The 21,165-nt window shown below is 71.6% G+C and carries 27 protein-coding genes; 14 read left to right on the top strand and 13 right to left on the bottom strand.

The annotated features are described in order from the left end of the window. Nucleotide 1: 1 nt before the first annotated feature. From AB0J64_RS33185 to AB0J64_RS33170, 4 genes are all read right to left on the bottom strand, one after another. Complete coding sequence (locus tag AB0J64_RS33185; RefSeq protein WP_364035736.1) at nt 2-1,246, bottom strand: bifunctional glycosyltransferase family 2/GtrA family protein; 1,245 nt, start codon at nt 1,244-1,246, stop codon at nt 2-4. Between the two features lie 293 nt (nt 1,247-1,539). Then, nucleotides 1,540-2,211 carry a response regulator transcription factor gene (locus tag AB0J64_RS33180; RefSeq protein WP_364035733.1) on the bottom strand — a complete coding sequence of 224 codons (672 nt, stop codon included), beginning with the start codon at nt 2,209-2,211 and terminating at the stop codon, nt 1,540-1,542. Then, nucleotides 2,208-3,413: a sensor histidine kinase gene (locus AB0J64_RS33175; protein WP_364035730.1), complete on the bottom strand. Its 1,206-nt coding sequence runs from the start codon at nt 3,411-3,413 to the stop codon at nt 2,208-2,210. Before AB0J64_RS33175 ends, AB0J64_RS33180 begins: the two co-directional genes overlap by 4 nt. A 90-nt stretch (nt 3,414-3,503) precedes the next feature. Then, nucleotides 3,504-4,223: a TetR/AcrR family transcriptional regulator gene (locus AB0J64_RS33170; RefSeq protein ID WP_364035727.1), complete on the bottom strand. Its 720-nt coding sequence runs from the start codon at nt 4,221-4,223 to the stop codon at nt 3,504-3,506. 224 nt (nt 4,224-4,447) lie between these two features. Between AB0J64_RS33170 and AB0J64_RS33165 the strand changes: the two genes are divergently transcribed. Further along, nucleotides 4,448-5,212: a TSUP family transporter gene (locus AB0J64_RS33165; protein WP_364035724.1), complete on the top strand. Its 765-nt coding sequence runs from the start codon at nt 4,448-4,450 to the stop codon at nt 5,210-5,212. A gap of 48 nt (nt 5,213-5,260) precedes the next feature. Here AB0J64_RS33165 and AB0J64_RS33160 read toward each other — a convergent pair whose 3' ends face one another. After that, nucleotides 5,261-6,097 (bottom strand): SDR family oxidoreductase, encoded by an 837-nt coding sequence (locus AB0J64_RS33160; protein WP_364035721.1) that lies wholly within the window; start codon nt 6,095-6,097, stop codon nt 5,261-5,263. Between the two features lie 77 nt (nt 6,098-6,174). Here AB0J64_RS33160 and AB0J64_RS33155 point away from each other — a divergent pair, with 77 nt between their 5' ends. Continuing rightward, nucleotides 6,175-6,546: a helix-turn-helix domain-containing protein gene (locus AB0J64_RS33155; protein WP_345002858.1), complete on the top strand. Its 372-nt coding sequence runs from the start codon at nt 6,175-6,177 to the stop codon at nt 6,544-6,546. Here AB0J64_RS33155 and AB0J64_RS33150 read toward each other — a convergent pair. Together AB0J64_RS33150 and AB0J64_RS33145 are read right to left on the bottom strand one after the other, a co-directional pair. Then, nucleotides 6,543-7,730: an MFS transporter gene (locus AB0J64_RS33150; RefSeq protein WP_364035718.1), complete on the bottom strand. Its 1,188-nt coding sequence runs from the start codon at nt 7,728-7,730 to the stop codon at nt 6,543-6,545. The genes AB0J64_RS33155 and AB0J64_RS33150 overlap by 4 nt on opposite strands. Continuing rightward, the gene (locus AB0J64_RS33145; protein ID WP_364035714.1) at nt 7,727-8,479 is read right to left on the bottom strand and encodes a DeoR/GlpR family DNA-binding transcription regulator; all 753 of its coding nucleotides are present in this window, start codon (nt 8,477-8,479) and stop codon (nt 7,727-7,729) included. The genes AB0J64_RS33150 and AB0J64_RS33145 overlap by 4 nt, the downstream gene beginning before the upstream one ends. A 44-nt stretch (nt 8,480-8,523) precedes the next feature. Here AB0J64_RS33145 and AB0J64_RS33140 point away from each other — a divergent pair, with 44 nt between their 5' ends. From AB0J64_RS33140 to AB0J64_RS33125, 4 genes are read left to right on the top strand one after another with little or no spacing between them, the layout of a single operon-like run. Next, nucleotides 8,524-9,510, top strand: coding sequence for a YafY family protein (locus AB0J64_RS33140; protein ID WP_364035711.1), 987 nt, complete (start codon nt 8,524-8,526; stop codon nt 9,508-9,510). A 48-nt stretch (nt 9,511-9,558) separates the two neighbouring features. Next, a complete protein-coding gene (locus tag AB0J64_RS33135; protein WP_364035708.1) occupies nt 9,559-10,182 on the top strand; it encodes a LysE family translocator in 624 nt (207 codons plus the stop codon). Next, nucleotides 10,179-10,913: an alpha/beta hydrolase gene (locus AB0J64_RS33130; protein ID WP_364035705.1), complete on the top strand. Its 735-nt coding sequence runs from the start codon at nt 10,179-10,181 to the stop codon at nt 10,911-10,913. Before AB0J64_RS33135 ends, AB0J64_RS33130 begins: the two co-directional genes overlap by 4 nt. A gap of 3 nt (nt 10,914-10,916) precedes the next feature. Then, nucleotides 10,917-11,129: a hypothetical protein gene (locus tag AB0J64_RS33125; protein ID WP_345002864.1), complete on the top strand. Its 213-nt coding sequence runs from the start codon at nt 10,917-10,919 to the stop codon at nt 11,127-11,129. On the opposite strand, the gene AB0J64_RS33120 is transcribed toward AB0J64_RS33125, so the two are convergent. After that, a complete protein-coding gene (locus tag AB0J64_RS33120; protein ID WP_364035701.1) occupies nt 11,126-11,548 on the bottom strand; it encodes an SRPBCC domain-containing protein in 423 nt (140 codons plus the stop codon). The genes AB0J64_RS33125 and AB0J64_RS33120 overlap by 4 nt on opposite strands. After that, nucleotides 11,545-11,847, bottom strand: a complete 303-nt coding sequence (locus AB0J64_RS33115; RefSeq protein ID WP_364035904.1) for a metalloregulator ArsR/SmtB family transcription factor — start codon at nt 11,845-11,847, stop codon at nt 11,545-11,547. Before AB0J64_RS33115 ends, AB0J64_RS33120 begins: the two co-directional genes overlap by 4 nt. A 98-nt stretch (nt 11,848-11,945) precedes the next feature. Here AB0J64_RS33115 and AB0J64_RS33110 point away from each other — a divergent pair, with 98 nt between their 5' ends. Beyond that, the gene (locus AB0J64_RS33110; RefSeq protein ID WP_364035698.1) at nt 11,946-12,287 is read left to right on the top strand and encodes a VOC family protein; all 342 of its coding nucleotides are present in this window, start codon (nt 11,946-11,948) and stop codon (nt 12,285-12,287) included. A gap of 76 nt (nt 12,288-12,363) precedes the next feature. Here AB0J64_RS33110 and AB0J64_RS33105 read toward each other — a convergent pair whose 3' ends face one another. Then, complete coding sequence (locus AB0J64_RS33105) at nt 12,364-13,242, bottom strand: hypothetical protein (RefSeq protein ID WP_364035695.1); 879 nt, start codon at nt 13,240-13,242, stop codon at nt 12,364-12,366. 33 nt (nt 13,243-13,275) lie between these two features. Between AB0J64_RS33105 and AB0J64_RS33100 the strand changes: the two genes are divergently transcribed. Beyond that, nucleotides 13,276-13,845 carry a CGNR zinc finger domain-containing protein gene (locus AB0J64_RS33100; RefSeq protein WP_364035692.1) on the top strand — a complete coding sequence of 190 codons (570 nt, stop codon included), beginning with the start codon at nt 13,276-13,278 and terminating at the stop codon, nt 13,843-13,845. Between the two features lie 89 nt (nt 13,846-13,934). Here the strand turns inward: AB0J64_RS33100 and AB0J64_RS33095 are convergent, their stop codons facing one another. After that, nucleotides 13,935-14,852 (bottom strand): aldo/keto reductase, encoded by a 918-nt coding sequence (locus tag AB0J64_RS33095; RefSeq protein ID WP_364035689.1) that lies wholly within the window; start codon nt 14,850-14,852, stop codon nt 13,935-13,937. 278 nt (nt 14,853-15,130) lie between these two features. On the opposite strand from AB0J64_RS33095, the gene AB0J64_RS33090 reads away from it, so the two are divergent. The 4 genes from AB0J64_RS33090 (at nt 15,131) to AB0J64_RS33075 (ending at nt 18,727) form a co-directional block, all read left to right on the top strand. Then, complete coding sequence (locus tag AB0J64_RS33090) at nt 15,131-15,727, top strand: NAD(P)-binding domain-containing protein (RefSeq protein ID WP_364035686.1); 597 nt, start codon at nt 15,131-15,133, stop codon at nt 15,725-15,727. A gap of 158 nt (nt 15,728-15,885) precedes the next feature. After that, nucleotides 15,886-17,124, top strand: coding sequence for an MFS transporter (locus AB0J64_RS33085; protein ID WP_364035683.1), 1,239 nt, complete (start codon nt 15,886-15,888; stop codon nt 17,122-17,124). 170 nt (nt 17,125-17,294) lie between these two features. Further along, nucleotides 17,295-18,173, top strand: coding sequence for a helix-turn-helix transcriptional regulator (locus AB0J64_RS33080; RefSeq protein ID WP_364035680.1), 879 nt, complete (start codon nt 17,295-17,297; stop codon nt 18,171-18,173). A gap of 83 nt (nt 18,174-18,256) precedes the next feature. Next, on the top strand, nt 18,257-18,727 hold the full coding sequence (locus AB0J64_RS33075; protein WP_364035677.1) for a pyridoxamine 5'-phosphate oxidase family protein: 471 nt from the start codon (nt 18,257-18,259) through the stop codon (nt 18,725-18,727). Nucleotides 18,728-18,772: 45 nt separating this feature from the next. On the opposite strand, the gene AB0J64_RS33070 is transcribed toward AB0J64_RS33075, so the two are convergent. Next, on the bottom strand, nt 18,773-19,534 hold the full coding sequence (locus AB0J64_RS33070; protein ID WP_364035674.1) for an SDR family oxidoreductase: 762 nt from the start codon (nt 19,532-19,534) through the stop codon (nt 18,773-18,775). A gap of 48 nt (nt 19,535-19,582) precedes the next feature. Next, nucleotides 19,583-20,137, bottom strand: a complete 555-nt coding sequence (locus AB0J64_RS33065) for a TetR family transcriptional regulator (RefSeq protein ID WP_364035671.1) — start codon at nt 20,135-20,137, stop codon at nt 19,583-19,585. 54 nt (nt 20,138-20,191) lie between these two features. Here AB0J64_RS33065 and AB0J64_RS33060 point away from each other — a divergent pair, with 54 nt between their 5' ends. Beyond that, nucleotides 20,192-20,593 carry a nuclear transport factor 2 family protein gene (locus AB0J64_RS33060; protein ID WP_364035668.1) on the top strand — a complete coding sequence of 134 codons (402 nt, stop codon included), beginning with the start codon at nt 20,192-20,194 and terminating at the stop codon, nt 20,591-20,593. A gap of 254 nt (nt 20,594-20,847) precedes the next feature. Then, nucleotides 20,848-21,165, top strand: a 318-nt coding sequence (locus AB0J64_RS33055; RefSeq protein WP_364035665.1) for a hypothetical protein, incomplete at its 3' end; no start/stop codon positions are given.

Here is a 21,165-nt window from a genome sequence, read left to right as displayed (position 1 = left end):
ATCAGGACGTGGTACGGCGGAAGACGGCCAGCCGCAGCACCACGAAGCGGACGGCGGTGACCAGCACGGACGAGGCGGTGAGCACCAGCGTCTCGGCCGCGGCCGACGCCTCGGGCTGGGCCTGGCGGAACAGCAGCACGGCGGCGGACGTGACGACGTACCCGATGAGGAACAGGGCTCCGGCCCCCAGGTGCGCCCGTCCGGCCCCGGTGCCTGACCAGCGGAAGGTGAGCCGGCGGTTGGCCTCGGTGTTGAGCACGGTGAGGACCAGCAGCGACACCAGGTTCGCGAGCACGGGCGGCCACCACGCGCGCAGCAGCCAGTAGAGCAGCGCCTGACCGGCCGTGGAGAGCACGCCGATGGCCACGAAGCAGCCGACCTCCCAGGTGATCCTGGAGCCTGCCCTGCCGGGGGCGAGCACGGCGTCGGGGTGCTCGGCGGCGGGAGCGGGGCGTCCCGGCAACGAGGCCCGCGCGGCGCCCGACGCCTTCATGCGGGCCACCCGCCACAGTCCGCGCAGATCGTCCGCGGCGGTGCTGACGACGTCGACCCGGGTGTCGACGTCCTCGACCCAGTCGACAGGCACCTCGTGGATGCGCAGCCCGTTGTGCTCGGCGAGCAGCAGCAGCTCGGTGTCGAAGAACCACGCGTCGTCCTGCGTCTTTTCGAGCAGCGGGCCGAGCACGTCCGTACGCGCGGCCTTGAAGCCGCACTGCGCGTCGCTGAAGCGGGCTCCGTGGGTGAGCCGGATGATCGCGTTGTAACAGCGGGAGATCAGCTCGCGGCGCGGGCCGCGCACGGTGCGGGAGCCCGGGGCCAGCCGGCTGCCGATGGCCAGGTCGGAGTGGCCGCTGGCGAGCGGGGCGATCAGCGGCAACAGGGCGTCCAGGCGCGTGGACAGGTCGACGTCCATGTAGACGACGATGTCGGCCTCGCTCGCGCCCCACGCCGTACGCAGCGCGAGGCCGCGCCCTTTCCTGTCGAGGTGGACCACGTCGGTCCCGGGCAGTTCGGCGGCCAGTTCCCGGGCCACCTCCAGGGTGCGGTCACTGCTCGCGTTGTCCGCCACGGTGATCCGCCAGGGGAACGGCATCCGCTCACGCAGGTGCGCGTGCAGGGTGCGCAGGCATCCGGGGAGCGCCCGCTCCTCGTTGTAGACGGGGATGACGACCTCGACCGTGGGATTCGGTACCTTCGAGTGCTGGAGATCGCGGCAGATGTCTGGGCCGCGGGTGGTGTTGGTCATTGATCTCCTCATGGAGCCGATGCCGGATGGGCGAGCAGGATGTTCGCCGCGCCGGGGCATCGGGAACGAGCGCTGAACGGTGCCGGTCGCGCGCAGGCCCGCGGGGCCGGGCCGGCCGGAGGAGACCGGCTCCTTGGGGGGTCTCGGCCATGGGCGGTGCGGCGGCATCGTCGTGGTCACCACCAAGCCTCGTGGCGTCGTCGCGGCCGGACGTCCGCCTGGAGGACGGTTCTGAACTGCGGCGATCGCAGTAGAGGCGGGGGCGGGCTACCGCGCCCGTGGTCCCGGGCCGATCAGCGGGACTGGGGGCGGACCAGGCCGGTCTCGTAGGCGATGATCACCAGTTGGGCGCGGTCGTGTGCCTTCAGCTTGGTCATCGCCCGGTTGACGTGCGTCTTGGCGGTCACGCGGCTGATGCCCAGCAGGTCGGCGATCTCGTCGTTGGTGCGCCCGTAGGCCACCAGGATCATCACCTCCCGCTCGCGTTCGGTGAGCACCGCCAGGTCTTCGGGTACGTGCGCGGCCGAGGCGCCGGGGCTGGCCAGGAAGCGGGTGATCAGGCCTCTGGTCGCCGACGGCGACAGCAGCGCCTCGCCCCGGGCCACCACCCTGATGGCCTCCTGCAGCTCGCCGGCCTCCACGCTCTTGCCGAGGAAGCCGCTGGCGCCCGCCCGCAGCGCGGCGAAGACGTACTCGTCGATCTCGAACGTGGTCAGGACCAGCACCCGGACGTCGGCGAGGGCCTCATCGGAGGTGATCTCCCTCGTCGCGGCCAGGCCGTCCATGCCGGGCATGCGGACGTCCATCAGCACCACGTCGGCCAGGGTCTCGCGCGCCAGCCGTACGGCTTCATGACCGTTGGCGGCTTCGCCGACCACCTCGAGGTCGGGCGCCGAGTCGACCAGCACCCGGAAGCCGGCGCGGACCAGCGCCTGGTCGTCGGCCAGCAGCACTTTGACGGTCATGGCCGGCTCTTCCTGGAGAGGGGGAGCACGGCGTGGACCCGGAACCCGCCGCCTGCCACGGGCCCGGCGAGGAAGGTGCCGCCGACCGACAGGGCGCGCTCCCGCATGCCGATCAGCCCGTGACCGGTCCCGGAGGAGATGCCGCCCGGATGCCCGGCGCCGTCGTCGGTCACGTCGACGATCACCTCATGGGAGGCGTAGCCGATCCGTACGGTCGCGCTCGCCCGCGGGGCATGCTTGCTCACGTTGGTCAGCGCCTCCTGGGCGATCCGGAACGCGGCGAGGTCCACGGGAGCGGGCAGCGGTCCGGGGTCGCCGTGGATCTGCCAGTCCAGCTTCAGCCCGGCGGCGGTGAACGAGTCGGCCAGCTCGGGCAGCCGGTCCAGCCCCGGCGCGGGCTCGGTGAGGAGCTCGTCGCGGCTGCCCGGACGGCGCAGCAGCCCCACCGTGGTCCGCAGCTCGTCCAGCGCCTCCTTGCCGGCATGGCGGACATGGCCCAGCGCCGTGCGGGCCTGCTCGGGCTGGGTCGCCAGCACATGCTCGGCGACCTGCGCCTGCACGTTGATCAGCGCGATGTGGTGGGCGAGAACGTCGTGCAGCTCCCGTGCGATGCGCAGCCGTTCCTCCATGACCCGGCGTTCGGCCTCCTCCTCGCGGGTCTCCTCGGCCCGGCGCGCCCGCTCCTCGACGGCGGCCACATAGGCCCGGCGGCTGCGCAGCGCGTCCCCGACGGCGGTGGCCATGCCGATGAAGGCGATCGGCGCCAGCACCTCGGGCGCCAGCCACGCGCTCCCGCCGAACCCGACCCTGGCCACGACGACGACGAGCGCGACGAGCTCCCCGTAGGCCCACGCCTTCCTGCGGGGGCATCGCGAGGCCACCGTGTACACCGCGATCGCCGACGCCATGTCCAAGGGGGAGCGTCCGCCGTCGATCATGACGTAGACGACGAACCCGGTGACCGTGACGGCGAGCACGGCGCGTGGCCACCGCCGCCTGAAGATCAGCGCCCCGCAGACGACCGAGGCCAGCGCGATGCCGTACCCGGTGAGGGACTGCATCCGGCCGGGCCACTCCGCCCCGGGCGGCCCCGGCGGCCCCGGCGCCAGCAGGGCCATCGCGTACGCGCACGCGGCCAGGATCGTGTCCGCCACGTAGGGGCGGGAGAGGAGCTCCTGTCTCAGCCAGGTCTGCGGACGCACCCCTCCACGGTAGGTCTGACCTCGGCGCATTCCCTCATCCCGTGGTACCCACCCGCTCTACTGCGACCGTGGTACGCCCGGGGCCGGCCGTCACGGTTGGAGGACCTGGCTGCGGTCGATCAGGTCCAGGACCGCGTCGCGGATGCCGCGGAAGAGAGCGACGATCTCCTCGGCGGCCGCGGCCGTGGCCCGTTCGCCGGGCGGGTCCGGGGGGTCGACCAGGGTGGCGACGGTGTCGGCGAGGACTGCGGCCGGGTCGTCGACGCCGGGCGGAGCGGCGGCGGGAGCGGACATGGTGGCCAGGAACCCGATGAGCACGGCGTGCAGGGCGTAGGTCTGGCCGGCCAGGGGGCGGTCGTCGCGGATCAGGCCGTGGCGGTGGAGGATCGGCAGGACCGCGTTGGCCATGGCGGCGGGATTGGTGCGGGCGTACAGGTCGCGATCGCCGGGTTCCTGGGTGAGCAGCCGCAGCAACTCCGGGTCGCCGCTGTGCAGGCGCTGTCCCAGCGGGAGCTTCTGCGCGGTGCGGACGATGAGCGGGGCCATGCGGCTGGGCCGGACGTCGGCGGGGTCGGCGGTGATGGCGGCGATGATCTCGTCCATGGCGGCCAGCAGGTCGCGGGCGAACAGGCCGCGGATGAGGTCTTCCTTGCTGGGCCAGTACAGGTAGACGGTGCCTTTGCCGACGCCGGCCGCCCGGCTGATCTCGGACACGGTGACCTTGCCCGCGCCGTGGTCGAGCACCAGCTCGCGTGCGCTGTCCAGGATGCGGGCGGCTTTGCGTGAGTGGAGTTCGACCAGCTGGCTCACCGGGGACTGTCCTCTTCGCTTCGCGGTCGGGTGCGGGCTCGGGAGGCGGAGCCGGCGCAGCGCGGGAACATGACGTCGTGCTCGGCGGGCGCGACCATGCGTTCCGATATTAGCCTGCCCCTCCACCTGGTGGATGAGGCTGCGCGCGGGAAGGTGGCGGCGAAAACCGGTCAAAGTGCACCTTGTACACTCTTTGCGTTTACGGGGGAAAACGGGGGAGTGGCGTGCCGCTGGAGCAGGTCCTGGTGTTGCTGGCCGCAGCGGCAGGGGCGGGGTGGGTCGACGCCGTCGTGGGCGGCGGGGGGCTGTTGCAGCTTCCCGCCATCATGATGACCGGAATGCCGACCGTCGAGGCGATGGCCACCAACAAGCTCTCCTCGGTCTTCGGGACCACGTCGGCCGCCATCGCCTACGCCCGGTCCACCAAGGTCGATCGGCAGGTGGCTCTCCCGGGCGCGGGACTGGCCATGGTGAGCGCCGGATTAGGGGCATGGGCGGCGGCGGCGATCTCGGCCGAGGTGCTGCGGCCCCTCGTCATGGTGGTGCTGCTGGGCGTGGCCGCGTTCGTGACGCTGCGGCCCGCGCTCGGGGCCGTGCCGGTGCCTCATCTGCGCACCGACGCCAGGGTGTTCGCCGCCGTGGCGACGGCGGGGGTCGGGATCGCCTTCTACGACGGCATCGTGGGGCCCGGTACGGGGACGTTCCTCATCATCGCCTTCACCACCATCCTCGGGCTCGACTTCGTCTCGGCGTCGGCCTCCGCCAAGATCATCAACATCGGGACGAATCTCGGGGCGCTCGTGGTGTTCGGGCTCCAGGGGCACGTGAACTGGGCGCTCGGGCTCGGCATGGCCGTGTGCAACGTGGCCGGGGCCCAGTTCGGCGCGCGGATGGCGCTCAAGCGCGGCGCCGGCTTCGTGCGGATCGTCCTGCTGTGCGTCGTGGTGGCCCTGGTCGCCCGGCTGGGGTGGCAGCAGTTCGGCCCCTGAAGGGGCGCCTCCGTGGCAAGCGGGGCGCCCCCGGTGCGGCTGCGGTGGTCAGGCCAGCAGGGAGCGGACGTAGTCGGCGATCGGCTGGGTGGGGCGGCCGATGAGCTCGCGTAGCGTGCCGGGGGTGTGGTCGAGCCAGCCACGGGCGATGTTGACGTCCACATCGGCCAGGATCTCGGCGAACGCGGCCGGGAGGCCGGCGCCGGCCAGGACGCCCGCGTACTCGTCCTTCGGCAGGTCCCGGTAGGCGACCTCCTTGCCGGTGACCTTGGAGATCTCGGCGGCCAGATCGGCCCGGCTCCAGGTGGTGTCGCCGGCCAGCTCGTACACCTTGCCGTCGTGGCCCTCGCCGGTCAGCACGGCGGCCGCGGCGGCGGCGTAGTCGGCACGTGAAGCCGAGGCGACCCGGCCGTCACCGGCGGCGCCGTACACGGCGCCGAGCTCGGGCGCGGTGACGATCGACTGCTCGTAGACCTCGTTGTACCAGTTGTTGCGCAGGATCGTGTACGTCACCCCGGACGCCTTGATGTACTCCTCGGTCGCCCGGTGGTCGGCGGCCAGGGCGGCCTCGGTGGTGTCGGCCCTGGGCGCGCTGGTGTAGACGAGCGTGGCCCCGGCCTGCTTGGCCGCGTCCACGACGGCCGCGTGCTGGCGCACCCGCTGGGGCTCGATGCCGGAGATGAGCAGCACCTTGGCGGCGCCCCGCACGGCGGCCTCGATCGTCTCGGGCCGGTCGTAGTCGGCCTCGCGGACCTCGACGCCCAGGTCGGCGGCCTTCTGCGGGGTACGCGCGGCCGCGACGACCTGCGCGGCGGGGACCCGCTTCGTGAGCTCCTCGACCACCAGCCGGCCCAGGTGACCGCTCGCTCCGGTTACCACGATCATGGTTTCTCTCCCTCGGTACTTTCTGTTGGTTAGTGCTTTCTATCAGAAAGTACACCCAAAGGCGTAAGCTGTCTTCCATGGAGGAGTTCGATGAGCTGGTGGCAGACGTCTTCTCGCGCAGGTGCACCTCGCGCACGGTGCTGGAGACCCTCACCGGCCGATGGGCGATCCTGGCGCTGGTGGCCCTGCACGAAGGGCCCTACCGCTTCAACGCGCTGCGCCGCCGCGTCGACGGGGTGAGCGAGAAGATGCTGTCCCAGACGCTGCACGCCCTCGAACGCGACGGCATGGTGCTGCGCGTGGCCGAGACCTCGATCCCGCCCCGGGTCGAATACAGTCTCACCGCGCTGGGCCGCGAGGCCGCCGAGCGCCTGATCCCCCTGCTGGAGTGGGTGGAGGAGCGCATGCCCGAGGTCGTGTCCGCCCGCGAGGAGCACGCCTCGCGCTAGCGACCGGGAGAAGCGGAGGTACGAGGGCGCAGCGCTGTGGCGGCCAGGGCGACGAAGGCGGCCAGCACCGCCGGGATGGCCAGCGCGAGGGGCAGCCCGGTCAGCTCGGCCGCGGCCCCGATGAACACCGGCCCCGACAGGATCCCCATGTACCCGATGGAGGCCACCCGCGCCAGCGCCCGGCCCGCGAAGGCGGGATCTCGGTGGCCGGCGGCCGAGAACACCTGCGGCACGATGCACGACAGCCCCGCCCCGAAGCAGCCGAACCCGATCACCCCCGCCACCTGGTGCCCGCCCAGCAGCGCCAGCCCCAGCCCCGTCGCGGCCAGCAGCCCGCAGCAGCGCACCAGCGGCACCGCGCCGAACCTGGCCGCCAGCCGGTCGCCCGCCAGCCGCCCGGCCGTCATCATGATGGAGAACGCGGCATACCCCGCCGCCGCCAGCCCCGGCGAGGCGGCCAGGTCCTCGCGCAGGTAGACCGAGCTCCAGTCGGCCGAGGCGCCCTCGCCCACCAGGCAGCAGAACGCCAGCACGCCCAGGAACACGATCCCCTTCGGCCGCGCGGCCGAGCCGCCCTCGATCGATGGATCCTCGGCGGGGGACGGGAGCGAGCGAAGAGCCCAGCGGGCGGCCCAGATCGCCAGCAGCACGACGGCCGCGCCCACCGACGCGAACGTGGCGGCGGCCGACAGGCTGAGATGCGCGAACAGGCCGCCCGACGTGGCTCCCGCGAACCCGCCGATGCTGTAGACGGCGTGGAACGACGACATGATCGGCCGCCCGTGGGCCCGCTCCACCTCGACGGCGTTGGCGTTCATGGCCACGTCGAGGATCCCGTGCACGGTCCCGAACGCCAGCAGCGTGCCCGCCAGCGCCCACAGGTTCGGGGCGTAGGCGGGCGGCACAAGGACGACGCCCTGGAGGAGGGCGGCCGGGATCATGACGCGGCTGCTGCCGTGGCGGTCGACCAGCCGGCCCACCGCGGTCATCCCGGCCATGGCCCCGCCGGCGATGGCCAGCAGGGCGAGGCTGAAGTGGCCGTCGCCCAGTCCGAGGTGCTCCTTGATGGCGGGGATGCGGGCCGTCCAGGTGCCCATGGCCGTACCGGCCAGGAAGAACAGCAGGTAGACCGCCGTACGCTCCCGTAGCAGGGCGCCCCGCCGGGTGCCGGGCGCGGCTCTCACCCGGCCTCCCTGACCGTCACCCCGGCCGCCACCAGGGCGTCGCGCTCCTCGCCCGGTATCCCGGGGTCCGTCACCACCACGTCCAGCCGCGAGATCGGGCACACCGCGCCGAACGCCGTACGCGCGAACTTGCCCGAGTCGCACGCCACGATCACCCGCCGCGCCGAGGCGATGGCCGCCTGCTTGACCGCCACCTCCGGCAGGTCGTGCGCGGTCAGCCCGTGTTCGGCCGACAGCCCGCAGCAGCCGATCACCGCCGTGTCGAACCGCAACGCCTTCAACGAGCTCTCGGTCAGCGGCCCCATGACGTTCAGCTCGCCCTGGCGTACCTCGCCGCCGGGCAGCACCAGCCGCACGCGCGGGGCCGAGGCCAGCAGCGCCACCGCCTGCAAGGCCAGCGGCAGCACGGTCAGGCGCCGGTCGTGCAGGGCGCGGGCCACCTCCAGCGCGGTCGTGCCGCCGTCCAGCACCACCGCCTCCCCGTCGGCGATCAGGGCCGCCACCTCCGCGCCGATGCGCTGCTTGGCCTCCACCGCCTCCCGCTCGCGCACGCCGAACGGCGGCTCCTCGCCGCGCAGCAGCAGCGACAGCGCCCCGCCCCTGACCCGGCGCACCACTCCTTGCTGGGCCAGCTCGTCCAGGTCGCGCCTGATGGTCATCTCGGAGACGCCGTGCTCGGTGGCCAGCTCGGCGACCGAGACGCTGTCGTTGGTACGCAAGGCGTTCATGATGGCTCGCAAACGATCCATGTGTTCATACAAACACGACGTATGTGCGCAATACAATGGGGTGCATGCGTGCCAGCCGTCTGCTCTCCCTGCTGCTGCTCCTGCAGACGCGCGGCCGCATGACCGCGCCCGAGCTGGCCGCGGAGCTGGAGGTGTCGGTCCGTACGGTCTACCGCGACGTGGAGGCGCTGTCGGCGGCCGGCGTGCCCGTCTACGCCGACCGGGGGCCGGCGGGCGGCTACCAGCTCCTCGACGGCTACCGCACCCGGCTGAACGGATTGACGGCCGAGGAGGCCTCGTCGCTCTTCCTGGCGGGGCTGCCCGGCCCGGCGGCCGAGCTGGGGCTGGCCGAGGTGGCCGCCACCGCGGAGCTGAAGCTGCTGGCCGCGCTGCCGCCCGAGCCGCGCTCGCACGCCTCGCGGATGCGCGAACGGTTCCTGCTGGACGTGCCGAGCTGGTACCGCTCGGCCGACGACGTGCCGCATCTGAGCGAGGTGGCCGAGGCGGTGTGGGACCAGCGGCCGCTGCACATGACGTACCGGCGCTGGGGGCAGCAGGAGGTCGACCGGGTGGTGCACCCGTACGGCCTGGTGCTCAAGGGCGGCTCCTGGTACATGGTGGCCGCGCCGCGCCCACATAGCAAGCAGGGCGGGAGCCCGCGCACGTACCGGGTGGCGCGGATCCTGACGACGGAGACGCTGCCGGGGCGGTTCGCCCGGCCTGAAGAGTTCGACCTGGGCGGGTTCTGGCAGGAGTACGCCAAGGAGTTCCGCGAGCGGATGTACACGGCCGAGGCCGTGATCAGGCTGGCTCCCGGGTATGCCGATCTGCTGGCGTACACGATGGGCTCCGACGTCGTCGGCGCCGCGCTGGCCGTCGCGGCAGAGCCCGATCCGGAGGGCTGGGTGACGCTCACGGTGCCCATCGAGTCGATCCCGCACGGGCGCTGGCTGCTGCTGCGGATGGGGGCCGCCGTCGAGGTGCTCGGGCCGCCGGAGCTGCGGGCGGCGATGTGCGAGGCGGTCGCGGAACTGCACAAGTTGTACGGTTGAGCCTTTATTGAGGCGATATTCGGACACGCTTCTGGGAGCATGCCCGGCATGTATCTTCTCGCTTTCGCGGGCGCGTGCGTCCTGATCGCCATGGTGCCCGGGGTCAGCACGGCCATCATCCTGCGGCAGACGCTGCGCGCGGGCCGCGGCTCCGGAATGGCCGCCACCCTGGGCAACGAGACGGGGATCCTGCTGTGGGGGCTGGCCGCCGCGTTCGGCCTGTCGGCGCTGCTGGTGGCCTCGCAGCTGGCCTACGACCTGATGCGGATCGCGGGCGCCGTGGTGCTGGTGGCGATGGGCGCGCAGGCGCTGTGGCAGGCCCGCAAGGGCGCCCAGCCGTCAGAGGCGGCCTCCGACGAGGCGGTCGTGCCGGGCTGGCGCGGGCCGTACCTGGCGGGGGTCGGGACGTGCCTTGCCAACCCCAAGGCGGCGGTGTTCGCGATGTCGTTCCTGCCGCAGTTCGTCCCGCCGGGGCGGAACGTGCCGCTGACGCTCGTGACGCTGGCCGTGGTGTGGGTGCTGGTGGACCTGCTCTGGTACGGGCTGCTCATCTGGGCGGTCGGCAAGGCGAAGGCATGGCTGGGCAGGCCGGCGGTGCGCCGGCGGCTGGAGCAGATCTCCGGCGTGGTGCTCATCGGACTGGGTGTGCGACTGGTGGTGGAGGCACGATGACGATCTGGCACGCCGAACACGGCACGGGCGAGCCCGTGGTGCTGCTGCATTCGACGGCGGTCGACTCCGGGATGTGGGACGCGCAGGTGGAGGCCCTGTCCGGCCGCTTCCGGGTGATCACGGTGGACTTCCGCGGGTACGGGCGCAGCGCGTTCCGGGCGGACGGGCCCTACAGCGACGCGGGCGACGTGGCCCGGCTGCTGGCCGAGCTGGAGGTGGGCCGCGCGGCGCTGGTCGGGGCGTCAGGAGCGGGCCGGGTCGCGCTGGAGCTGGCCGCGGCCGGGCTCGCCGACCGGCTGGTGCTGCTCAACCCGCTCTCCACGCTGCCGCCCACGGACGACCTGCGGGCGTACTGGGCGGAGGAGCGGCGCCTGCTGAAGCAGGGCGACGTCCAGGGCGCGGCCGAGCTGAACGCGCGCACCCTGCTCGGGCCCGAGGCGACGCGGGAGGCGTTCGGGCGGGTGGTGGAGATGCAGCGGCACGCGTTCGAGGTGCAGCTGGCCGCCGATCCGGAGCCCGAGCAGGCGGAGGGCGAGATCGAGCCGGCGAAGATCGACGTGCCCGCGCTGGTGGTGGCCGGCGCGCACGATCTGCCGTACTTCCTGGCCAGCGCCCGCCACCTGGCCGGTGAGTTGCCGCGGGCGCGGCTGGTGGAGCTGGAGTGGGCCGGCCACCTGCCGGCCATGGAACGGCCTGAGGAGATCAACCGGCTGCTCCTGGATTACCTTTAGTGCATGACGAACGACCTGGCGACCCTTGTGAGGCAGGCGCAGGACGACGATCCGCTGCTGGCACTGCACGCCACCACCGCGCTGCGCCGTGAGATCGAGCGTCTGGAGGCGGTCCAGGTGCGGCGGGCCAGGGTGGCGGGGCTGGCGTGGGCGCAGATCGCCGACGCGATCGGGGTGAGCAAGCAGGCCGTGCACAAGAAGTACGGCCGCCGTTAGTCCTCCCACTGGCCGGCGAACCAGCGCAGCACGATGTTCCAGGAGTAGCCGCGCCGGATACGCCCGGCCACGTCCGGGGGCAGGGTTTCCAGGCCGCGGTGCTCGAGCAGCACCTCGGTGCCGCCCTCGACCGGGTGGAAGGTCACCTCGATCTCCATCCGGCCGGTGGGGTTGACGAGGTCGGCCCAGGCGAGGCGGTGCGGGGGCTCCCAGGCGATGATCCTGCCGGTGTCGACGTGGCCGCCGTCGGACCACAGCTCGCGCAGGTAGCCGTCCTGAAAGCGGATGCCGGTCGCGCGGGCGGGGTCGACCCAGCTGTGGCGGCCACGTACGTACCAGCGGTCGATCTCGTCGGTGAAGATCCGGAACGCGGTCGCCGGGTCGACGGGCACGGTGACGCCGGCCTGGACGGAGCTCACCGGCCGCGTTCCACGTGCTCCTTGAACGAGCCGAGCTGCTCGGCCCAGAACGCCTGCACCTGGTCCAGCCAGGCCTGCAGCGCGGTGAACGGCTCCTGGCGCAGCGTGTAGAGGCGCAGCCGGGCGTCGGCGCCGCCTGCCTCGGCGCGTACGAGACCGCCGGCCCGCAGCACGCGCAGGTGCCTGCTGAGGGCGGGGGCGCTCATCTGCACGGCCTGCGCCAGCTCGCCCGCCGGTCGCGGCCCGTCGCGCAGCAGGTCGATGACCTTACGCCGGGTGGGGTCGGCGAGCGCGGCCAGCGTGGCATCCAGGTCATTAACGTTGGTGTTAATTGTTGCCTGCTTCCGTTAGGGTGTTAATCCTTAACGATAGCGACAACTATTGCAGAGGTGCGTACATGAGTGCCGAGCTGGGGTACTACACGCTGTCCGTGGCGGACCTGGACCGGGCGGCCGCCTTCTACGGGGGGCTGTTCGGCTGGGAGTTCAAGCGGGAGCACGAGACGTACCTGCACGTCACGAACACGGCCGTGCCGATGGGCTTCGTCTCCGACGGGCCCTCCTCGCAGCCCAACCTCTACTACCACGTCACCGACCTCGACGCGGCCCTGGAGCGGGTGCGGGAGCTGGGCGGCAGCACCGGCGCGGTGTACGACAGCAAGTCGGGGCGCGGCTGCGCCTGCACCGACGACCAGGGAACGCAGATCAGCATCTGGCAGCCCGCGCCGGGCTTCGGCTGATTCTCCGTACGCCGCCCCATACCCCCGGCGCCCCTTCTCGAAGGCCGCGCAGAAGCGGCCTGCCTGGGAGGGCGGGTTAGTCGGGGGCCTTGACGGTGGCGATGCCGAGGGTGCTGGTCATCGGCAGCAGCCCGGCCTCGAAGACCGCGCCCAGGAAGGGCGCGGCGAGCCGGGCCAGCCGCTCGGCGCGTTCCTCACCCAGCAGCCGCCACGGCTCGGCGGCCAGTTCGTCGGTCATCCGCTCCACCTGGTCGCGCAGCTCCCGTCCCTGCTCGGTGGCCTGCCCGTCGGGGCCGACCAGGCCGCGCGCGGCCAGCCGTTCGCGGGCGGCGTCCCACTCCTGCTCGCTCCAGCCGCGCCCGGCGAAGTTGGCAGCCGGGGCGGCGCCGATCGCGGCGAACGACACCAGCGCCTCACACCCGTCCAGCCCGGCGGCCAGCAGCGCCGCCAGGTGGCCGTCGCCGCGGTGCTCGCGCAGCACGGTGGCGGCCTGCCAGAGCACCAGGTGCGGCTCATCGGGCCAGGGCAGGTCGAGGTTGGCCGCGGCGAGCGGCCGCCCGGCCACCGTCACGCTCTCGGCGGCCCGCCTGGCCAGCTCCGCCGCCTCCGCCACGTCCGGCCCGGCCACCTTGTCGCCCAGCAGGTCGCGGTAGGTCCTGTCGACCGCGGTCAGCCGCGCCTGGAGCACCTGCTCGGGTGAGGCGATCTCCCAGGCGGCGGGCACGTGCTCGCCGATCGTACGCGGGCTGAAGCTGTAGTACGTGGCGGTGGCCAGCCGGCTGCCCGCCCGCCCGAGCGGCGCCGTGCGGTAGGCGAAGTAGCTCGGCCAGCGGGACTCCACGTCGTAGCCGAGCGCGGCCGCCTCCTCGAACGCCTGGGGCGAGAAGTACAGCACCGCGTGGATCGGCTCGAGCTGGTGCCACATGCGGCGGGCGAGCCCGGACAATGCGCTCACGACAATCCCTCACTGTCTAGATAAGCTATGCCAGTGACGATAGAGGCTTGGCGCATCACTGGTCAATCACAAATAGACAGTTATGTCGGCAGGTGGGTGGAGCTGGCCGTCCTCCTGGTCAACGAGCTGTCGGTCGCCTGGGCCCATGGCCGTCCCGTGGAGCCGCCCGCCGACCGGAGGGCGGCGCTGGAGGAGGCGTTCACCCGCCAGGGCCGGCCTCCCAGCCGCGCGCTGACCGGCGCGGACGCCGACCGGCTCGCCCACGTGGCCGCCGAGCTGCACCCGGCGTTCGCCGGCGACGTCGCCACGCTGAACGAGGCACTGGCACGTCACGGCGCCGTGCCCAACCTGCACGGTGACCCACCCGTCCTGGCCTTCCACGCGCCCGGGGCGGACCTGGTGGACGCCTGGGCCGCCGACGCCGCCACGGCCCTGGCCATGGTGATCGGCGTCGGCCAGGGCCGGCGGCTGCGCAGCTGCGAGGCGGAGGGGTGTGAGCTGGTCTTCATGGACGTCACCAGGAACGCCTCGCGCCGGTTCTGCGGCCTGTCCTGCCAGAACCGCGCCAAGGCCAGCGCCTACCGCGCCCGCCGCCGCGCCTGAGCGGCCCCGTCATTGCTCGGGGGTGCGCATTACGGGCACCGCACGTTCGCGACGGGTTGCGGGAACGGCGGAGCGGTTGAGCGCGGCGATCAAGCGGCGTGAGTGGGGTCGGATGATCCCCACGCGACGCCCTGGCCGCGGTCCATCGCGGTGATGGCCCGCATGTCGTCGTCATCAATGGCGAACGAGAACACGTCCGCGTTCTCGCGCATCCGTGCGGGGTTGGTGCTCTTCGGCAGGACCGGGTACCCGTTCTGGACGCCCCACCGCAGCAACAGCTGCGCCTCGGTGACCCCGTACTTCGCAGCGAGGACCTTGAAGGGCGAATCGCCACGGGCGCTGTCGGCCTGCATCTCCTCCGTCTTGCCACTGCCGTGTCCCGGGGCGGTCCGCCATGTCGAGAGCGGCACCAGGCTGCTGTAGGCGATGGGAACGATGCCGTTCTTGTCGAGAAAGCGCACGAGTTCGGGCTTCTGAGACCACGGGTGCAGTTCGATCTGGTTCGCGTGTGGCAAGGGGAGACCCGCCGCGGTCAGTTCCTCGATGTGCGCGGCACTGAAGTTCGACACGCCGATCGCCCGCGCCTGGTGCTTCTCGTACAGCTCGACCAGTGCGCGCCACTGCTCCAGCCGCTGCGTCCGGTTGAACGGTGCATGGATCAGGTACAGATCGACGTGGTCGAGGCCGAGCCGCTGGAGACTCTCCTCGAAGGCGTCGACGGCCTGCCGCGTCGACTTGAAGGACGTGCCTCCGTCTCCCGGCCAGAGCTTGGTCGTGATGAACAGGTCGTCGCGGGTGAGCCCCTCGGCGGCCATCCCGCGGCGAAGGCCCTCACCGACGCCGCGTTCGTTCTGGTAGACCTCCGCGGTGTCGATGTGGCGGTAGCCGACGCGCAGCGCTGCCTCGACGGCGTCGGCGGCCTCCGCGTCAGGGATGAGGTAGGTGCCGAATCCGAGGAGCGGGATGTCCATCCCAGGGGCGAGTGTCCTGCTGTGCGAGGTGGTCATGGGTCCTCCTGGATGGGTGCTCGGGTTGCGGCCATGACGTGATGCGCGCGTCGGCGGCCTGGTGGTCGTCGTCACCTTCGACGTGCCGCCCGGAAGGCGCCGCCGACCTGTCTGGCCTGCGGCTTTGCGCCCACGAGTGATCTGTTTCCGACTCTAGTGCCGGATGGCGGACCCCACGGCGAGCCAGGGGGTTTCTGCCAGTACCCCTCACAGCGGGGACTCCCAGGTCACGGCTGTTTGGCGTTGCATGGTCAGCGGCCAGGTCTGCCTGGTCCTGGATGCGAAGACTCCGGCAGGACTGGCCGTTCGGCGCTCCACCACACGCCATTCGACTGAACACACTGACCCGAAAAGGGGAGACCATCGTGAAGATCGCGGTTCTCGGCACGGGAATGGTCGGCCGCGCTCTCGCCGACCGGCTGAGCACTCTGGGTCACGACGTGGTGATCGGGACTCGTGACGTGGAGCAGACCCTGGCGCGCACCGAGCCCGACCGGCTGGGCAACGGGCCCTTCGCCCAGTGGCGGCAGACGCACCCGGCGGTACGGCTGCTGTCGTTCGCCGACGCGGGGGCACACGGTGAGGTCATCGTCAACGCCACGCAGGGCGCAGCCTCCCTGGCCGCATTCCCGGCCACCACAACGTCTTCGTCGCGGGCGAGGACGCCGACGCCAAGGAGACCGTCAAGAGCCTGCTGCGCGCGTTCGGCTGGTCCGAGGAGGCGATCCTGGACCTCGGCGGCATCCGCGCCGCCCGCGCGACAGAGATGTACTCGACGCTGCTCTTCTCGGTCTCGGCCGCACTGGGAACGTACGACTTCAACGTCGCGATCGTCCGCACGTAACGGCCCATCACCCGGCGCTCGCTCCATATGACGCCGGGCGCGGCCGGCCGGACCGCTGTCAGTACCTCGGGCCGCTACGTGGCGGCGGCGCATTCGTGATCCTGCGCGCACGGCCTCGTTCTCCCCCTGCGAGCAGACCACTGCGGACCCCGTTCACGACGCAGCCCCTGCTCTCTGAAAGGACTCCTCATGCCCTCCGTGCCCGACCGCCGGATGACTCCGGCGCGCACCCTCATCTTCGCGATCGCCGCCGGCCTGGCCGTCGGCAATCTCTACTGGGCCCAGCCCCTGATCGAGGTCATCGCCGCGTCCCTGGAGGTGTCGTCATCGAGCGCCGCGACGCTGGTGACGGTCACCCAGGTCGGATACGCCCTCGGGATCTTCCTCCTCGTGCCGCTGGGAGATGTCCTCAACCGGCGACGGCTCATCCCCCTCGTCCTGACGCTGTCGGCCGTGGCGCTCCTGGGCGCGGCCCTGGCCCCGACGTTCCCGGTGCTCCTGGCGCTGCTCGGCGGCGTAGGGCTGACGACCGTCAGTGCGCAGATGCTGACCCCGCTGGCCAGTGAGCTCGCCGAGCCCGAGCGCCGCGGACGAGTCGTCGGCAGCGTCGCGTCCGGCATCTACATCGGCATCCTGCTCTCGCGCACGATCAGCGGGTTCGTCGCAGACCTGCTCGGCTGGCGGGCGATCTTCGTGATCGCGGCCGCGGCGACGCTCGTCCTCGCCGTCGTACTCCGCGCCGTCATCCCGCCCCTCGAACCCCGCGAACCCGTGCCCTACCTGCGCCTTCTGGGGTCGGTCTGCACCACCGTGGCGCGCCACCGCGCAGCGTCCCCGACTCTGGTCATCTGCGCCGCGAGCTTCGCGGTGTTCTCCTTGTTCTGGACGTCACTGACCTATCTGCTGACAGCGGCGCCGTTCTCCTACTCGGCCAGCCAGATCGGCCTGCTGGGCCTGGCCGGAATGGCCGGCGCCTTCGCCGCCCGGCGAGCCGGCGCCCTGCACGACCGGGGATGGTCCGCTCCTGCCACCGGTGCCGCCCTGGCCGTGCTGGCCCTGTCGCTGGTCGCCGGCTGGGCCGCCCACAGTTCGATCATCGCGCTGATCGTTGTCGTCGTCGTCCTCGACATGGCCGGGCAGTCCATCGTCGTGCTCGGACAGACCCGGCTGTTCGCCCTGCCCGGTTCCGCCCGCAGCCGGCTGAACACCGCCCTCGTCGTCAGCAACTTCCTGGGCGGCGCCATCGGATCGGCCGCCGCAGGCCCCCTGTGGGCGTCCGGCGGCTGGGCGGCGATCATGACCGCCGCCCTGGTCGTCACCCTTCTCGGCCTCGTCATGTGGGCGCTCACCCGCGGCCGACTCAAGGAGGCAGGTTCTCCGGCGGACGTTTCCGCGCCGTACGCCGAAAAGACCGACGCATCCCTTTAGCGGCTGAACCGTGCGAGGAGCCATCGTGCGCCTGCGTCTCGTCCGCCATCGCAGTGAGGTCCCGATTCCGGTGCGGTGCGCGTCCCCTGCCGAGGGGACCTCTGTGGGGGGTACTGGCAGGGACTCTCACACGCCCTCACCGACCGCTACATCCTTCCTATGCTGGGGTTATGGACAATCGGGCCGAAGTCAGCGCCTTCCTGAGGTCCCGCCGCGACAAGATCACGCCGGAGCAGGCAGGCTTGCCCGCGCACGGGCAGCGGCGTGTGCCCGGCCTGCGCCGAGGCGAGGTCGCGACGCTGGCCGGGGTCAGCGTCGAGTACTACACGCGCCTGGAACGCGGCAACCTCGGCGGGGTCTCCGACAGCGTCCTGGACGCCCTCGCCCGGGCCTTGCGCCTGGACGACACCGAACGGGACCACCTGTACGCCCTGGCACACGCGGCCACCGCCCGCCCCCTGCGCGCGCGACCCCGCCCGAGACAGGCCACCGTGCGGCCCAGCGTGCTGCGCATCATCGAAGGCCTGCACGACCAGCCGGCCTACCTGCGCAACAACCGCCTGGACATCCTGGCGGCCAACCCACTGGCCCGCGCCCTGCACTGCGAGGCTTTCGAACAGGAGCCGGCCAACCCCTGCCGGTTCGTCTTCCTCGACCCCCGGGCCAGAACGTTCTATCCCGAATGGGAACGCGTCGCCCGCGACGGCGTCGGAGTCCTGCGCGTCGAAGCCGCCAAGAACCCCTACGACCGCGACCTGTCGAACCTGATCGGTGAGCTGTGCACCCGCAGCGACGCCTTCCGCACCCTGTGGGGCGCCCACAACGTGCACGTCTACACCAGAGGAACCAAACGCTTCCACCACCCGGTGGTAGGCGCGATGGAGCTGATGCACGAGTCCCTGGACCTGCCCGGTGACGAAGGCCTGTCCATCACCGTCTACAGCGCCGACCCCGGCACACCGGCCGCGGACGCCCTGCAGTTGCTGGCCAGCTGGGCAGCCACCCAGGAGCACGACATGGCCGCCGCACACACCGACACCGAACGCTGACCTCCGGCCCAGCCCTCTTGGGGCTCATGACACGGTTCTTCGCGCCATCCCTTCTGTCGGTGGCGTCGGCCAGGATGTGCGTCATGGCTTCATGGCAGGAGTTCGAGAGGCAGGCGCCGGAGCTGGCCGGCGCGGCGCGGCGCGTGATGGACACGTGCAAGCACCGGGTGCTGGCGACGTTGCGCAAGGACGGCTCACCGCGGGTCAGCGGCATCGAGACCACGTTCAGGGACGGCGAGCTGTGGACGGGGTCGATGCCCCGGGCGGTCAAGGTCTACGACCTGCGGCGGGATCCGCGGATGGCGATCCATGTCGCCTCTCCTGAGCCCGGGGAGGGCGACCCGTCGACGTGGGAGGGCGATGTGAAGCTGGCCGGGCGGGCCATGGAGGTCGCCGACGAGGCGGTGCGGGAGGAGTTCCAGCAGCCCAGCCCGGAGTCGCACCTGTTCCGGATCGAGCTGACGGAGGTGGTGTGGACGCGGGTCGAGGGCGACGAGCTCGTCATGACCGCCTGGCACGAGGGGGCTGGGGCGCGGGAGATCCGCCGCAAGTAATCTACAAAGTAAAGGCGCCCGGTCTTTACAGCCCTCGAAGGAGCGTCAGTGGACGGAGAAGCCGCCGTCCACGAAGAGCATCTGGCCGGTGACGAAAGCGGAGGCATCACCGGCCAGGAACACCGCCGCGCCCGCGAAATCCTCCGGCACGCCGTTGCGTCCGACCATGTGGCGGGCGGCGAGCGCTTCGACGCGGCCGGGGATGGCCTGGGCGGGCTCGGTGAGCGGGGTCAGGACGAAACCGGGGATGATGGTGTTGACGCACACGCCGTCGCCCGACCAGGCCTCGGCCTGGGAGCGGGTCAGCCCGGCGATGGCGGCCTTGGCGGCGCCGTACGCGCCGCTGTCGCCGAAGGCGCTGATGGACTGCTGCGAGCCGAGGTTGATGATGCGGCCCCAGCCGCGGGCGGCCATGCGCGGGCCGAAGTGCTGGCCGAGGAGGTAGGGGGCGGTGAGGTTGACGGCGATGGTGTGCTCGTAGTCCTCGACGGTGAGCTCGGCCATGGGCTTGCGGATGTTGTTGCCGGCGTCGTTGACGAGGATGTCGATGTCGCCGGCCGCGGCGCACACGCGCTGGATGTCGTCGCGGTCGGCGAGGTCGGCGCTGATCCACGAGGCGATGACGCCGTGCTCGCGCAGCCGGGTGACGGCCTTGTCGAGCTCGGCCTGCCTGCGGGCCACCACCACGACCTCGGCCCCGGTCCTGCCGATCGCCTCGGCGATGGCGTACCCGATGCCGGAGCTGCCGCCGGTCACCAGGGCGCGCCGGCCGTCGAGGGAGAACAGCTCCCGCAGATAGTCAGACATGGTCGGACAAGCTAGCACCCCGCGCTCCGGAAGCGTCCGCGCGAGTCCTCATCGGGAGCCGACCAGGCTCTCGAAACATGGGCGCAGGAGGGCGAGGATGTCGTCGGCGGGCGCTTCGGCCAGGGAGCTGAGCTTGAGCAGGTAGCGATCGACGACCACGCCCATCATGATCGCTCCGATCAGCCCCGCGCGCAGGTCGGCGTCGCCGGCCGGGATGGCCGCCTCGATCCGCTCCAGCCACTCGTTCGCCGCCTCGCGGAGCCCGTCGGCCGCTTCGGCGTGCGTGAGCATCGAGCGCAGCAGCACCAGGGACGCCACAGGCTCCCCGTCCAGGCGCTTGCGCAGCGCGGCGAGCAGGGCCTCGGCAGGGTCGCCAGGGGGCAGCTCGTGGGGTGAGAGGTGGGCTGCGCGGGTGAACAGTTCCTCTTTCGACCCGAAGTAATGCATCACCAGGCCCGCGTTGACCCCGGCTGCGGTGGCGACCGCGCGGATCGTCGTGCGCTCGTAGCCCAGCCCGGCGAACGTCTCGCGGGCTGCGGTCAGGATCCGGGCTTCGGTGTCGCGGCGTTGCTGTGCGCGGGTGCGGCGGGGCTGCTCGGTCATCGTTTGATTGTACGAGCGTTGAACGAACCAGGATTTTCGTTGTACGGTCATTCAATGAACATGCGTTCAACAAAAGTGGTGGAAGAAATCATGCGGGCCGGCCTCGTGGGCGACCACGAGCGGTTCCTGGAGCTCATGGCCCCCGACGGGGTGATCGAATGGCCGTACCGCCCTGACGGCGTCCCGGCAGAGCTGCGCGGCAGAGAGGCCATCGGGGCGTTCCTGGCCGCCAACAGGCACCTGATCACCTTCCACGACTACACCGACGTGGAGATGCACGAGACCCTCGACCCGGAGGTGGTCATCGTCGAGTACGTGGCGCACGGCACGGTCACCGCCACCGGTGAGCCGTTCGAGCAGCGACCGCTGGCCGTCTTCCGGGTACGGGAGGGGCAGGTCGTGACCTATCGCGACTACATCAACCCGCTGCCCCTCCTGAAAATCCTGCACTCGTAGGGGTGCCGGCAAGAAACGTGCCATGAGCCCCGAACGAGCGGCGAGCCGCTCGTTCGATCGCCCTCACACCGGACGACCTCGCCGAACTCGCATGACCAGGGCCGCTTCTCGGCCCGCCCCCACCCGGGGAGGGCCGATGCTTGAGCGGGGCCGGGTCCGGTCGGTCACTGTCCCTCTATCTCGTCTATCGGCGGGGCGAGGCGCGCGGGTGGCGACGTGGTGTTCGATTCGCCGTCCGGCGCGCCCTGATCATCGTGTTGTCCCGGCACAGCTGCCTGGACGTCGTCTACTACTCGGAGGTGTTCCCCGCGCTGCGCGCGCTGGGCATCACCGTCGGGCGGACCTTCGAGGTGCTCCAGGAGATGGGGGTGTTCGTCGATGACCGGCCGCCGGCCTTCGACGGGTGGCTGGAAGCCAAGCTGGAAGGACTCGCCCCAGGCATCCGAGATGACGTCGAGGCCTGGGCGCGGGCGCTGTGCGACGGCGCACCGCGGATCAAGCCCCGCAACATCAAGTCGGTCTGGATCCAGGTGAACCGGCTGCGTCCCACGCTGCTGCACTGGTCAGACCGA

This window comes from Nonomuraea sp. NPDC049695, from assembly GCF_040674955.1.
Taxonomy (GTDB): Bacteria; Actinomycetota; Actinomycetes; order Streptosporangiales; family Streptosporangiaceae; genus Nonomuraea; species Nonomuraea helvata.
Note: the sequence above shows the minus strand (reverse complement) of the source record. Positions and strands in the feature narration are given on the sequence as shown.